8 protein-coding genes are annotated in these 13,948 nt (G+C 72.3%); 2 read left to right on the top strand and 6 right to left on the bottom strand.

Annotated features, from left to right (window positions below; translation table 11 throughout):
* Positions 1-99: 99 nt before the first annotated feature.
* Positions 100-993, top strand: a complete 894-nt coding sequence (locus tag OO69_RS09760; protein ID WP_033280074.1) for an AraC family transcriptional regulator — start codon at positions 100-102, stop codon at positions 991-993.
* Here the strand turns inward: OO69_RS09760 and OO69_RS09755 are convergent, their stop codons facing one another.
* The 6 genes from OO69_RS09755 to OO69_RS49370 all read right to left on the bottom strand — a co-directional run bounded on the left by OO69_RS09755 (position 994) and on the right by OO69_RS49370 (position 12,528).
* Positions 994-1,338 carry a hypothetical protein gene (locus OO69_RS09755; RefSeq protein WP_033280073.1) on the bottom strand — a complete coding sequence of 115 codons (345 nt, stop codon included), beginning with the start codon at positions 1,336-1,338 and terminating at the stop codon, positions 994-996.
* Positions 1,335-2,987 carry a serine/threonine-protein kinase gene (locus OO69_RS09750; protein ID WP_033280072.1) on the bottom strand — a complete coding sequence of 551 codons (1,653 nt, stop codon included), beginning with the start codon at positions 2,985-2,987 and terminating at the stop codon, positions 1,335-1,337. Before OO69_RS09750 ends, OO69_RS09755 begins: the two co-directional genes overlap by 4 nt.
* 92 nt (positions 2,988-3,079) lie before the next feature.
* A complete protein-coding gene (locus OO69_RS09745) occupies positions 3,080-4,765 on the bottom strand; it encodes a serine/threonine-protein kinase (RefSeq protein WP_033280267.1) in 1,686 nt (561 codons plus the stop codon).
* A gap of 29 nt (positions 4,766-4,794) precedes the next feature.
* Positions 4,795-6,462, bottom strand: a complete 1,668-nt coding sequence (locus tag OO69_RS09740; RefSeq protein ID WP_033280071.1) for a serine/threonine-protein kinase — start codon at positions 6,460-6,462, stop codon at positions 4,795-4,797.
* Between the two features lie 157 nt (positions 6,463-6,619).
* The gene (locus tag OO69_RS09735) at positions 6,620-9,805 is read right to left on the bottom strand and encodes a protein kinase (RefSeq protein ID WP_033280266.1); all 3,186 of its coding nucleotides are present in this window, start codon (positions 9,803-9,805) and stop codon (positions 6,620-6,622) included.
* Positions 9,806-9,969: 164 nt separating this feature from the next.
* On the bottom strand, positions 9,970-12,528 hold the full coding sequence (locus OO69_RS49370; RefSeq protein WP_051800892.1) for a serine/threonine-protein kinase: 2,559 nt from the start codon (positions 12,526-12,528) through the stop codon (positions 9,970-9,972).
* Positions 12,529-12,698: 170 nt separating this feature from the next.
* Between OO69_RS49370 and OO69_RS09720 the strand changes: the two genes are divergently transcribed.
* Positions 12,699-13,826 (top strand): serine hydrolase domain-containing protein, encoded by a 1,128-nt coding sequence (locus tag OO69_RS09720; protein ID WP_033280070.1) that lies wholly within the window; start codon positions 12,699-12,701, stop codon positions 13,824-13,826.
* Positions 13,827-13,948 lie beyond the last annotated feature (122 nt).

The following is a 13,948-nucleotide window of genomic DNA, read 5'->3' as shown; positions in this document are numbered from 1 at the left end:
GACAAGCCTAGGGAGGGGCGAGTGAGCTTCTCAATGCGTGAATGACTCATTTGGATGCGCGGACAGCTCACCACTGCTCCCCTGGCGTAACCTGGCCGCATGGACGTGGTGAGCGACGCGATCTCCGCCGTGCGGACCGGGCGGCCCTCCTCCAACCGGCTGCGGGTGAGCGGCAGTTGGTGCACGCGGCTCGCGCCGTACGAGGGTGCCGGGTTCCATGTCGTGCTGGCGGGCGGCTGCTGGCTGGTGCCCGACACGGGCGGGGAGCCGGTGACGCTGGGCGTGGGGGACGTCGTACTGCTGCCGCACGGGGCGGGACACGTGCTGGCGGACTCGCCCGAGGACACGGCGCGTGCGGTGCCGTTCGAGGAGATGCGGCGGCCGGACGGGGACGGGCGTGAGGTCGAGTTGCTGTGCGGGAAGTACCGGCTGGACCGGAGCCGGACGCATCCCCTGATGGCGGAGCTGCCGGAGGTGGTCCATCTGCCGAACCGGGTCGGCCGTCATCCCGAACTGCGGTCTGCCGTAGACCTGTTGGCGAACGAACTCGACGAACGGCGGCCGGGGGCCTGCCTGGCGCTGCCAAGTCTGCTGGATCTCCTGCTGATTTACATGGTGCGGGCGTGGATGTCCGAGGCGGAGACGGGGAGTTGGCCGTCCGTGCTGAGCGATCCGGTGACCACGGCCGCGCTACGGGCCCTGCACTCCGACCCCGCCGCCCCTTGGACCAACGACCGGCTGGCCGCGGCGGCGGGTGTGTCCCGGGCGACGCTGGCCCGCCGGTTCACCGCGCTGGTGGGGCGGGCGCCGATGGCGTATCTGACGTGGTGGCGGCTGACGTTGGCGGCGACGCGGCTGCGGGACACGGACGCCTCGCTGGCGACGGTGGCGCGGGAGGCGGGGTACGGCAGCCCGTACGCCCTGTCGCACGCGTTCAGCCGGGAGTTCGGGGTGACGCCGGGGAAGTACCGGGTATCGGCGGGGAGTTCGTAGCTACCCGTCCTCGCCGTCCGGGCCGTCGTCGTACTCCTCCGCGAGCCGCAGCCCGAGGTCGGACTCCCACTCCAGGGCCCACTGCCGCAGCTCCGCGATCTCCGCCGCGTCGAGCCCGTGCGCCGCGAACTCCTCGTCGCTCACCCACACGACACTCTCCAGCCGGTCCCGCAGCCCGAAGAGGTCGAAGTCCGTGCCGTCGTCCCGGAGGCCCAACTGCTCCAGTTCCACGGCGGAGTAGTAGCGGCGGGCGGCGTACACGTCGACCACATCGGCCGGCAGACCGCGGTCGCCGAGCGCGCGCACGCTCAGGACCGCGAGGTCGGCGTCCGTACCGTCGCTCACAGCGCGTCGACGTCCAGGTTCGCGATCGCCGCCTTCGCCACCTCGCGGCCGCGGGCCGTGAAGTCGCCGTCGCCGGGGTAGCTGATCGTGAGTCGGTACATGTTGCCGGAGGTGGTCTTGTAGTAGAGGACCTGCACCTCCCAGGGAAGGGCGTCCTGGCTGTCATCGGTGTAGTAGGCGATCGTGTTCGTGGCGGCGGGTCTGCCCCGATAGGTACCGGTCGGTTTCGGGCTGGTCTTCCCGCCCTTCGCCATGTCGAGTTCGGAGCTGCCGCTCTCCTTGAAGCCTCCGTTGTCGTCGTACATCTGGGCGGCGGCCGAGTCCTTGATCTCGTTGAGGGTGTCCTCGGACTTCCGGTCGAGGAGCAGGCCGATCTGGATGGTCCCGCTCAGGTCCGTGTACGTGACCCAGTGGCCCTTGTCGGTCTTACGGTCGGGCACATCGCGCGTGTACTTGGCGGGAACCGCGAGCGTCGCCGCCACGTCCGTCTCGTGATGCTTCTTCCAGCCCTGCGGGAGCGTCCGTGTTCCGGCGAACGGGTTCGCGACCAGCAGATACGCCCCCACCGCCGCCGCGACGACCACCGCACCGAGCCCGAACCACGTCTTACGGCCCGGCCGAAGTCCCCTTGTTCCGCTGGGGCGTTCGACGTACCGCACCTCCTGCGTGGGCACCGGCGCCGGAGGGTTGGCCACCGACTCCAGTGCGGCGCGCACCTGGGCCGCGTTCGGACGGCTCGCCGCGTCCTTGGCGAGGAGGGCGGTGATGAGGTCGGCGAGCGGGCCGGGGGCCGAAGTCGGCGGTGCGGGGACGGAGTTGAGGACCGACTGGAGGGTGGCGGGGGTGTTGCTGCGGCGGAACGGGGAGACGCCCTCCGTCGCCGCGTACAGGACCACGCCGAGGGACCACAGGTCGGAGGCGGGGCCGGGGCGCTGGCCCAACACCCGTTCCGGCGCGATGTATTCGGGCGAGCCGACGAAACCGCCGGTGTCGGTCAGGTTGGTCTCGCCCTCGATCTGGGCGATGCCGAAGTCGGTCAGAACGACGCGGTCGTGGCGGCCCAGCAGGACGTTGTCCGGTTTCACGTCCCGGTGCAGGACGCCCGCCGCGTGCGCGGCCTCCAGCGCGCCGAGCACCTGGAGGCCGATCCGGGCCGCGTCGCGCGCGTCGAGGGTGCCCTCCTGCAACGCGTCGCCCAGCGAGCGGCCGGTCACCAGCTCCATCACGATCCACGGCTGACCGTCGACCACCGCCACGTCATGCACGTTCACGACAGCCGGGTGGTCGAGCCGTGCCGCCGCGCGGGCCTCGCGGCGCATCCGCTCGAAGGCGTTGGCGCGTTCGCGTTCGGGAAGATGGTCCGGGACGCGGGGCTCTTTCACGGCGACCTCGCGGTCCACCGTCTCGTCCTTGGCCCGCCACACCGTGCCCATCCCGCCGTGCCCGAGCTTGCCGAGCAGCCGGTACCGCCCGGCTATGAGCCGTCCGGTGCCGGGGTCCGGCTGCGTGTCGGACGGTGAACTCGGCGTCGCGTAAGGGTTGTTCGGGTGCGGCACCGGCGTCGGCACGGCCATGCGCGGGTTCGGCGGTTGCAGGGCGAAACTCGTCGGCTCGTCCGCTCCGTGTCTGGCTCCCCCGTTGCTGCTCATGCCTCCATCCATATCTCGCCGGACGCCACCACATCCACCTCTGGCGCTTTCCGGTCACAGAGCCGTGACCGAGGTCGCGGCTTATCTCCCGTTTATGCGCGTACGAACGTGTCCAGCGCGACGTCGAAGTACTCCTTCGCCTCCCGCACCTTCCCGACCGGCGCCGACACCCACACGTCGTACATCCGGCCGTTCTCCTCCCAGCACATGTCGTAGGTGTGCCGGGGTCCCTCCGCCGTGCTGAAGCCGTTCCAGCTGAACTCCCAGAGCGCGGCGGGGTGTCCGTAGTGCGTGGTGTCGGTGACCCTGCCGTCGTGGTAACCGGGGTTCGTGGCCGCCCCGTTGGCCGCCGCGCTCTTCATCACCGCGAGCGGGCCGCCCTGTTCGGGGTCGGACATCTTGATGCCGAGCCGGAAGGTCTCCCCCGGCGACATGTAGAAGATGCGCTCCCCCTGCGGTACGCGTACGAAGTCCTCCGGTACGGCGAGGGAGAAGCCGTCGGGGTCGTGGGCGATGCGGTAACCGGACGGCGCGGTAGGGGTGTTGGGCGTCGTCCCGGCGCTCGCCGAGGGGGTGGGCGACGGTGACGGAGTACCGGCGCTCGTGGAGGTCAGCGGCGCCGAACTCACCGGCAGGGCACCCCCGTTGCCCCCGTCCCCGCCGTCCCCCCGCATCAGCAGCGCCGCCGCCGACACCCCGGCCCCCGCCATCGCCGCGACCAGCAACGCGGCCATGAGCACCCCACGCGTGGAACGCCGAGGGGGCTGCCCGGCCGTGGAGGAAGGGGTCGGCGGGGACGGCGACGGTACGGGTGGAGGCACCAACTCCCGGCGCGGAACGTCCCGTTGAGTCGGCGTGTACCCGGGCGTCGGCTTCGCCGCCTGGCCGGATGCCGCCTTCGGATGCCGCCCCGTCGACGCCTTCGGTGTCCGCCCGGTGTCCAGGAAGGCCCGCAGCATCCGTTCCGCCTCGGCCGCCCCCAGCCGCCGTTCCGGATCGCGTTCGAGCAGTCCCCGTACGACGGGCAGCAGCGGCCGGGCCTGTTCGGGCGGGCGGATCTCGTCGATGACGACTGCGTGCAGGATGCCGCCCAACGAGTCGCGGTGGAACGGGGATTCACCGCTCAGCACCGTGCACAGCAGCGCGCCGAGGGACCACAGGTCGGACGCGGGACCGGTCCGCACGCCCGACATCCGCTCCGGCGCGGTGTACTCGGGCGAGCCGACGAACGCGCCGCTCTCGGTGAGCGTCGTAGCACCCGCGACCTGGGCGATGCCGAAGTCGGTCAGCACGACCCGCTCGGAGCCGTCCTCGTCGGTGGCCGTCTGCAGCAGGACGTTGGCCGGTTTGATGTCCCGGTGCAGGACGCCCGCCGCGTGCGCCGTGCGCAGCGCGCCGAGGAGGGCGACGCCGATGCGCGCGGCCTCGGCGGCGTCGACGGGACCGCGGGCGGAGATCCGCTCGGCGAGCGAGCCGCCGTCGATCAACTCCATGACGATGTACGGCCGTTCGTCCTGCTCGACGACGTCGTGGACGACGATGATGTGCGGGTGCCGCAGCTGTGCGACCGCCCGGGCCTCGCGCAGGGTGCGGTCGCGCTGCTGGCGGGCCTCCTCCTCGGAGAGGGAGTCGTCCTGGGCGATCTCCTTCACCGCGACCTGGCGGCCCAGGAGTTGGTCGGTCGCGCGCCACACGACGCCCATGCCACCGCGCCCGAGCCGCTTCTCCAGTCGGTAACGCCCGGCGATCACCCGGGCGTTGTCCCCCTCGGTCCCCATGCGCACCATCATGACGCAACCGGAAGCGGTCAGCCCGAGTCAGGGCTCCAGCTCTGCAGGACCGTCTTGAACTGCGCGCTGGTCGTCGCCCAGTCCGCGGCCGGCGCGGACATGTAGATCGCGTACTCGACGCCGTCGCGGGACATGTACGTCTCCTCGATGGCGCGCCGGGGCCCCGGGAAGGGCGTGTCCTTCGCCAGCGCCGTCCAGGTGTAGTCCCACAGGGAGCCCGGCCGGTCGCGGTAGGTGTTCGCCTCCAGGGTCACCCGCTGGTAGTCGACCAGCTTCTGGAGCTGCACCTCCAGGTCCAGCTGGTGGGCGTTCGCGGTGGGGAAGTCCGGTGAGGTGTCGATGGCTATGCGGACGAAGTGCTTGCCGTTGTCGGGCGTGTAGTCGACCTGCTTGATGCCGTCGGAGTCGCCGTAGACCTTCCGCGTCCAGCCCTTGGGGAGGGAGACGTCGAAGCCCCAAGGGTCGTGGTAGACCTGCCAGTTGGCGGGACCCGAACTCTGCGGGGCCGGCGTGGCGCTCTGCGACTGCGTGGCCGATGCGCCCGGGGTGCCGCCCTGGTCCTGATCCTGGTCCTGATGCCACTTCTGCAGCCCCAGCGCCGTACCGCCGCCGACGAGCGCGGCGACGACGACCACGAGGACGACCGAGCGCAACCGGCGGCGCTTCGGCGGAGCGGCCGCCCCGGGGGGCGCGAGGGAGACGGCCGGTGTGTGCTGGTACGTGGGCCCGGTCGCCGACGGGTACGGCAGCGCGCCCCCGGTCGCCGACGCGTACGGATTCGCACCCGAACCCGAGTTGAAGTCCTCCGCCAACCCGCCCTGCCGCGAGCCCACTTGCTGCGTGGGCAGCCACTCCTCCGCCGACCGCGGGCGCCGCCCCTCGGCAGCCTCCGCGAGCATCTGCTCGGCCTGGTCCGCGTCGGGCCGTAGCGCGGGGTCCTTGTTCAGCAGCGCGGCGATGACGGGCGCGAGCGCACCGGCGTACCGCGGTTCGCCCGCGTCCTCCTCGACGACGGCCTGCATGGTCGACAGCGGCGAGGTGCGGCGGAACGGCGAACGGCCCTCGACCGCCGTGAAGAGCGTGGCGCCCAGCGCCCACAGGTCGGAGGACGGGCCGGGGTCGGCGCCGCGGACGCGCTCGGGGGCGAGGTAGTCGACGGAGCCGACGACCTCTCCGGTGCGCGTGATGGTCGAGTCGCCCTCGATCTGCGCGATGCCGAAGTCGGTGAGCAGCACCCGCCCGTCCTGCCCGAGCAGCACGTTGCCGGGCTTGACGTCACGGTGCAGGACACCGGCGGCGTGCGCGGCGCGCAGGGCGCGCACCACCCAGATGCCGATGCGCGCGGCCTCGGCCGGTTCGAGGCGGCCCTTCTCCTTCACTTCGTCGGCAAGGGAGTTGCCCTCGACGAGCTCCATGACGATCCACGGGCGGCCGTCGTGTTCGAGTACGTCGTGCACGGTGACGACGGCGGAGTGGTTGATCCGCGCGGCGGCGCGCGCCTCGGCTCGGGTGCGCGCCAGCAGCCTCGGCTGGTCGCTCTCGGACACATAGAGCGCGGCCGTCAACTCCTTGATGGCGACGGTCCGGTGCAACACCTCGTCGTGCGCCCGCCACACCCGGCCCATACCGCCGCTGCCGATCGACTCGGCGAGCCGATAGCGCCCCGCGAGGAGCAGGCCCTGCATCTGATTCACGTTTCCCCGCAATGCTCTTGACAGGCTCAGCGTAAGGACAGGCCCTCGTCCAGGGAACCGGCGGGGTGCCACGGAGACCGCACTGTGACGGTTGTCGCTTCTGCGCCCGAACGGGAACCAAGGGGCCCCGGCGCGCCGCCTCCGCGGGTCAGCCGGTGTACTGATAGGTCGACGACGCCTGCTCGTACAGGCTTGTCACCTCGTCGCGTTGAGCCTCCGGGCCCCGCACCTGCACGATGTGGTACCGGCCGTCGATGAGGAACGCCATGTTGCGTACGAAGAGGTCGCCGCCCTGACTGTCCGTCCAGGTGAACTGCCCCTCGGCCATGGTCTTTCCGCCCACCGTGATGGTCCGCAGCCCGGTCGCGGTGGCCCAGCTGGAGTTGCGGTACGGCTGCAACTCGGCCTCCTTGTCCCGCTGGTAGACCATCGGGTCGCTGCCGTCCGCCGTGGCACTGTCCCGTCCCGCTACGACGATCAGCTCGAAGTCGCCGTGGGAGTAGACGACTTGACCGCTCCCGTTCTTGGGCGTCCGGGTCCAGCCCTTCGCCACCGCGAGCTGGAACCCCTCGGGGTCCTTGCGCAGCACGAACCCGTCGGCGACGTTCGGGTCCGTCTGCGTCTCGGTCGAACTGGCCGAGTTGGAGGGGCTGTTGTGGGCACTGGGCGAGGTCTGATCGGGCTGCGGCTGGCTGCTGGCCCCGGCCGAGGACTGACTGGGCGCGGTACTGACTTCCCCCGCGGCTCCGGTCCGATCCCCTTGCCCGGCCCCGGAGTTCTCCCCGGACTTGGGCATGAAGAGCATGGCGTACGCGACCGCGCCGGCGAGCAACAGGAAGATGAGGATCACCAGGGTCCGGCCGAGCCGCCGCGGCGACCCGCCGACCTCCTCCTTGGCCCGCTTGTGCCGCCCGTGCGGACTGGTCGCGGGCAGCCCGGCCCGCCGCCTGCGCACCAACTCGCCCCGCCTGCGCACGATCGGCAGCCGCCGCGGGTCGGTCGGCGGGGTGGCGACGACATGCGTACCGGCCTCGGGCTCGGGCGCCGAACGCACCAACGACCGCAACCAGCCCCGCAGTTCCTCGAAGTCGAGCCGCTCGGTGGGGTCCTGCCGCAGCAGCGACTCCACGACCGGCCTGAGCGGCCCGCACTCCTCCGCGAAGGCGGGCGGCTCCGCACACACCAGCTGCACCAGCTCGGCGGTCGACTCTTCGGGATACGGCGCGTGCCCCTGTACGGCCCGGAAGAGCAACGCCCCGAGCGCCCACAGATCGGTGGCGGGCCCGATCGGCGCGGCCAACTGCCAGTTCTCATGCACCGGTACGGCCTGCTCGGGCGCCCACCGCTCGGTGACGGGCCCGACGACCGTCATCCGCACCTGCCGTGCCCGCTCGGCGGCCAGCGCGGTGGCGGGACCCCGGCGGGCTGGGACCCCGGCGGAGGCCAGCTCGTCCCAACGGGCGGGAGGGCGCGGGGAGTTGCCGGAGGCGGCGGCTCCGGGTGCGACGGGGCCGTCGAGGCGGGGGGTGCCGGTGGCGGGTTGCCCGGTGGCGGGGGTGAGGGCGCTGTAGGTGGAGGGGTCGGTGTTGCGGGGTGAGGGGGCGGTGCCGTGGGGCGCGGAAGCCGTGCCGTGGGCGGGGGTGCCCGGGCCGTACGCCGAGGGGGCGGCGCCGTAGGGACCGGCTTCGCCGCCGTAGGCCGGGGCCTCCGCACCATAGGCCGACGCGTTCGCGCCGTGTGGATGTGCGTCGCCGCCGTAGGGCGAGGGGGCCGCGCCGTAGGGGCGGGTGTCGGCGCCGTGGGTCGGAGCGCCCGGGCCGGACGTGGAGGTGGCCGTGCCGTAGGGGTGGCCCTCCCCATCGCGCGCCGGGGCGTTCGCGCCGGGGATGGGGAACGTGCCTGTTGTGTCTGGGGACGGTGGACCTGCGGCGGCACCCTCCTGCGGAGGGTACGGCCGGTCGCCCTGTGTGGCCGGCGCCGGGGCGCCCGGGCGCGGGGTCGCGCCGTGCCAGGTGGTGTTGCGGACGCCGTAGGGGTCGGCTATCTGGCCCGGGGGTGTGGTGCCGGGCGGGTGCGGCTCCACGATGTTGCCGCCGGAGTACGGCAGTTGGGCCGAACCGTTGGCCTGGGCGGTGCCGCGCTCGCCCTCGACCGCGGGGCGGGCACCGGGGAGGGCAGGGCGCCCCGGCTGCTGGGTCTCCTGGACCCGGGCGGCGGCTCGCGCGCCCGCCCGGTACGCGGCGATCGCCCCGGCCCGCGCGGCCCGGACGTCACCGCCGACTTCCGCGTCCCTGCGGGCCAGCGCCGCGGAGGACGGGGTCGCGCCACCGCCCTCCACACCGACTCCGGGCAGCCCTCCGGCGGCCCGCGCCTCGATCGCGGCCCGCCGGGCGGCCTCGGGATCCACGGCACCGGGGCCTACGGCGGCCGTACCCGCGCCGGTTCCACCACCCGCGCCGCCGAAGCCGATCGCGCCGCCGCCACCGGTTCCGCCGCCGCGGGAGTCACCGGGGACCGCAGGAACCGTAGAACCGCCGGGAGCGAGGGAGCCGGCCGCCGGAGCGGTCGAGCCTGCGGGAAGTGTCGAGCCCGCGGGGAGTCTGGAGCCTCCCTGGGTCCTGAAGGCCGCCGGAGCCCTGGAACCCGCGGGTACTGGTGCCGCGCCGCCGGGTCCCGTTCGGGCTGCCCCGTCGTCGCCACCGTCCCCGCCGTCCTGGGGCGGCACCGGGTCGTAGCCGCACAGTGCCTCCTCCGCCGCGCCGACCGCGAGGCCGGTAAGCATCACGCGGCCGTCGTCGCAGACGAGCACCGTGCGGGCGGTGATGTTCCGGTGGACCCAGCCGTGCGCGTGCAGGACCCGCAGCGCCATCAGCACGTCGGAGGCGACCTCGGCCGCCCGGTACGGCGACAACGGCTTCTCGACGAGCAGCGCGGACAAGGGCTGGGCGGACACCAGTTCGCTCACTATCCACAGCGAACCGCCCTCGGCGAACACGTCGAAGACCTGGTCCAGCCGGGGATGGTCGGGGATCCGCGCCGCGGCCTGCGCCGCCTCGACCGCGCGCCGTACCGCCGGATCGGAGGGCCGCCGCGTCGCGGTCCGCGCCGCGGCCGGCCGCCGCGCCCCGCGGTCGCGCGCCGTGAACCCGTCGGGCAGCCCGTCCTCGCCGAGCACCTCCGCCTCGACGACCTCGGGCAACGGCACCTGGCGCACCAGGACTTCCTGCCCGCTGTAGGTGTCGAAGGCCCGGGTCTCGGTGAGTTCGTACTCGTCCGAGGGCGGCAGCGGCAGGCGGTAGCGGTCGGCGAGCACCCGACCCGCATAGTCGTCCACGTTGCCTCCCCCGGCCGCCCGGTCGGTCAATTCCGTTCGCCTTGCGGCCCGTTCCGTCCGCATACCTAGATGCGTACGGTCCGCAACCACTCACGATACGTGCCGGAGGCAACCCACAAAGAGGGGTTGACGGATCTGGCGCGCCAAACCCGGCCCCACCCGCCTCACGACTTCGGTTCGAACGTCTTCGTCAGGGTCGTCCAGGTGTCCTTACGAAGCTCAGTACCCCAATTGGCCGCCTTCGCGGTGTACATGAGCGCATATCCGAGATGACTGTTGACGACGAACCCGCGGTCGATGGTGCGGTACTTCGTCCCGCCGTCCTGATAGGTGAACTCCCAGTCGGCCGTGTTCCAGCCCCGGTAGTCCACCTTCTCTATTCGGATCCGCGAGTACCCGGAGCGCGTCATGTACTGCTCCTGGTTCTTCCAGTCCGCGACCGCGTCGCCCTTCGGCGTACTCGTCCAGGCGATCAGCAGCTTCTGCCCGTCGGGGCCGGTCAGCCGGACTCCGGCGGAGTCCGTCGACTGGTACGACCACCCGGCGGGCAGGCCTATCGAGAAACCCTGGCTCCCCTTGTACGTCTTCACGACCGCGGCGCCGCCCGAGGAACCGTCCGTCTCGTCACCGCTCCCGCCGGACGCGCCCGTGCCCGAACTCGCCGCGCTCCCGCCGGCCGACGCGGTCGCCGTGGAGTCGGTCCCCGCACCGCCCGTGCCCGCGCTCCCGGTGTCGCCGCTGTCCTTCTTGGTGTCGGTGCTCGCACTCGCGCTCGCGCTGACACTGCTGTCCGCCTTGGCGCCGCTGTTGTCCTTCGACCCCTTCGAGCCGCTGTCGTCATCGCCACCGAGCGTGAACGCCAGCACGACACCGATCACCGCGAGCAGGATGACGACCGCGATGATCACCAGCGTCCGCTTCGGCACCACATCGGTGAGCGGCGCCCTCGGCACCGGCCGCGGCGGCAGATCCGGCGGCGTCATCACGGGCCACCCGGAACTCCGCCCGCCAGAACCGGAGTTGGCCGACCCCGAGTTGGCCGACCGAGTACTCGACTCGTGCGTCGCGGCACCCAGGTCACGGGTACCCGAGTCCCCCAGTCCCGTCTCCCGCAGCCCGGACGACTGCACACCGAGGTCACGTGTACCGGGGTCACGCGTACCCGAGTCCGCCGCACCACCCTTCGCCGCCGAGGCGGCCGCGGAACCTGAACCGGCCGCAGCGCCAGTGCCGGCGCCGGCGCCGGCCGCAGATCCCGAACCGGTCGACGTCCCGGAACCGGTCGGCGTCCCGGAACGAGTCGCCGAACCAGAAGCACCTCCCGACCGAGCCGAAGGCACCCCGGGCGTCCGAGGCCCGGCAGCGGCAGCAGCAGCCCCCGAACTCCCGCCCGCAGCCGTGCCCTTCGCACCACCGGAGCCGGTGGCCCCACCAGCACCGGAACCACCCTTGCCCGAAGTACCAGCAACGCCAGCCGAACCAGCCCCGGCACCAGCCACACCGGCACCCGCACCCGAGCCACCCGGCTTACCAACAACGGGAGTTGAAGCCCCACCAGAACCCGAACCCGCAGCCGGACCCGCACCAGAACCCGGACCCGCACCGGAACCCGAACCCGTAGCAGAACCCGCAGCCGTACCCGCGCCCGCAGCCGCCGAAGACGTCGCCGCCCCGGCCCCCGCCGAACCCCCCGCCGCCTTCCGCATGGACCGCAACGCCCCGCGCAACCGCTCGGCCCCCGCCGAGGGACCCGAACTCCCGCTCCCGCCACCGCTCTTCTTGCCGCCGGACTCCGCGGGCCCCGGCTGCGCGGGCAGCGGCACGACCCTCGTCGCGTCCACCGGCGGCTCAGGCTCGGCCGCCTTCGGCTCGGGCGCGTGGATCACCGCGTTGAGCATCTCCCGGGCACCCGCGTCGTCGAGACGCTGGGCCGGGTCCTTGTTCAGCAGGCCGTAGATGACGTCCTTCAGCGGCCCGGCGTTCTTCGGCTCCTCCAACGGCTCCGTCATCACCGCGGTGAGCGTGGCGATCGCGGAACCCTTGTCGTACGGCGGTGCGCCCTCGACCGCCGCGTACAGCAACCCGCCGAGCGACCACAGGTCGGCCGCCGGACCCGGCTTGTGCCCGCGGGCCCGCTCCGGGGAGATGTAGGAGGGCGCGCCGACGAGCATGCCGGTGGAGGTGATCGACGGGTCGCCCTCGACCTGCGCGATGCCGAAGTCGGTGAGCACGACCCGGCCGTCCTCGGCGATCAGCACGTTCGACGGCTTCACGTCGCGGTGCAGGATGCCCTCGCGGTGCGCGGACCGCAGGACGTCGAGTATCGCGAGCCCGACCTCCGCGGCACGCCGCGGCTCCAGCAGGCCGTCCTCCCGGATGGCCTCCGCGAGCGACTTGCCCTCGACCAACTCCATGACGATCCACGGCCGGTCGTCCTCGTCGACGACGTCGTAGACCGTCACCGCGCTGGTGTTGCGGATCCGCGCGATGGCCTTGGCCTCGCGCAACGTCCTTGTGATCAGCCGGCGTTTCTCGTCCTCGTCGATGCTGGACGGGAACCTCAGCTCCTTGACGGCGACCGTCCGGCCCAGGGTCTCGTCCTCGGCACGCCACACCGTGCCCATGCCTCCGCGGCCGAGCACTGCTCCCAACCGGTACCGCCCGGCGAGGAGACGTTCGCTCTTGTCCTGACGGGATGTCCCCGCCCGCTCCGCCTCCGACATGCGTCCCCTCATGCAACCCGCCCTGACAGAGCCTCCATTGTCCCCCACCGAACAAGTGCCCAACGCCCAGGGGGCCTCTCCCCGCGCACCGACGGCACATCCCCTCGCATATCCGCCGCAGGTCACACAGCCAAGCCATGGAGGATGACCGGTGAGAACGGAGGATCACGATGCCCACACCTCGGACACTGCTCGCCCTTCCGGTGTCCCTGGCCTTCCTCTGCCTGTCCACGGCCGCCTCCCAGGCCGGCCCGGCACCGGACACGAACGCCCTGGTCAGACTGCTGGTCACCCAGGGCAGAGCCCCCGCCGCGGCCCTACTGGCCCACGCCAGCACGGGCGTTGGCACCGCACCGACCGGGACGGACCACCCGCGGGCCGGGACGGACGACACCCGGGCCGGGTCGGACTACGCACTCGGCACTACGGAGTACACACAGGCCGGAACAGGCATCGGCCGCGCCGACCACTTCCGCGCCGGCAGCATCACGAAGACCTTCATCGCGACCGTGATCCTCCAACTCGCCGCCGAACACCGGCTGTCCCTGTCCGACACGGTGGAGCAGCACCTGCCCGGTCTGGTACACGGAGCGGGCAACGACGGGCGCGCGCTGACCCTCCGTTCCCTGCTCACCCACACCAGCGGCCTGTACGACTTCACCGCGGTCACCGGGGGCACGGTCCCCGTCACCCCAACTCAGGCCGTCCGTATAGCAGTCACCCACCCTCCGGCCGGTCGAGGCCGCTTCTCCTACTCGAACACCAACTACGTGCTGCTCGGCCTGGTGATCCGACAGGTCACCGGCGACTCGTACGCCACCGAGGCCGAGCGCCGCATCATCGCTCCGCTGCGTCTGACGGGCACCTCCTTCCCGGGCTCCCGCACCACTCTTCCCTCACCGCACGGCCGCGCCTACGCCGCCGACGGCTCCGACGTCACCGATCTCGACCCGCGGGTGGCCGGGGCCGCGGGCGAGCTGGTGACCACGCTCGCCGATCTGGACCGCTTCTACTCGGCCCTGCTCGGCGGTGAACTACTGCCTCCGCGCTGGCTGCGCGAGATGCTCAACACCCGTACCGCACACGGCTCGTACGGCATGGGCCTGTTTCCGGTGAGACTTCCGTGCGGCACCACGGTGTGGGGGCACAACGGCCGGATCTCGGGCAGCTACGTGCGCACCGCAGCCACCGTCGACGGCCGTCATGTCCTCACCTTCCGGGTGAACACGGGCGAGATCGCAGACCCCGGCCTCGAACCGGCCCTGCTCGCCGCCGAGTTCTGCCCCCGCACCTCGTAGAACGGCCGGGCTCCGGACAAAGATCCCAACTCACGACACTCGTTCGAGTGAAGCGGGCGCGAAGTGCAGCGGGCTGCGGGCTGCGGGCTGCGGGCTGCGGGCTGCGGGCGAAGCCGACCCCA

The organism is Streptomyces sp. NRRL F-525, assembly GCF_000716605.1.
In the GTDB taxonomy this organism is placed as follows: domain Bacteria; phylum Actinomycetota; class Actinomycetes; order Streptomycetales; family Streptomycetaceae; genus Streptomyces.
This window is presented reverse-complemented; position numbering and strand designations above follow the sequence as displayed.

Excerpts from the sequence above, each read along its gene's own strand:
- OO69_RS09760 (WP_033280074.1), top strand. The coding sequence starts at position 100 with ATGGACGTGGTGAGCGACGCGATCTCCGCCGTGCGGACCGGGCGGCCC.
- OO69_RS09745 (WP_033280267.1), bottom strand. The coding sequence starts at position 4,765 with ATGGGGACCGAGGGGGACAACGCCCGGGTGATCGCCGGGCGTTACCGA.
- OO69_RS49370 (WP_051800892.1), bottom strand. The coding sequence starts at position 12,528 with ATGTCGGAGGCGGAGCGGGCGGGGACATCCCGTCAGGACAAGAGCGAA.
- OO69_RS09720 (WP_033280070.1), top strand. The coding sequence starts at position 12,699 with ATGCCCACACCTCGGACACTGCTCGCCCTTCCGGTGTCCCTGGCCTTC.
- OO69_RS09740 (WP_033280071.1), bottom strand. The coding sequence starts at position 6,462 with ATGCAGGGCCTGCTCCTCGCGGGGCGCTATCGGCTCGCCGAGTCGATC.
- OO69_RS09750 (WP_033280072.1), bottom strand. The coding sequence starts at position 2,987 with ATGAGCAGCAACGGGGGAGCCAGACACGGAGCGGACGAGCCGACGAGT.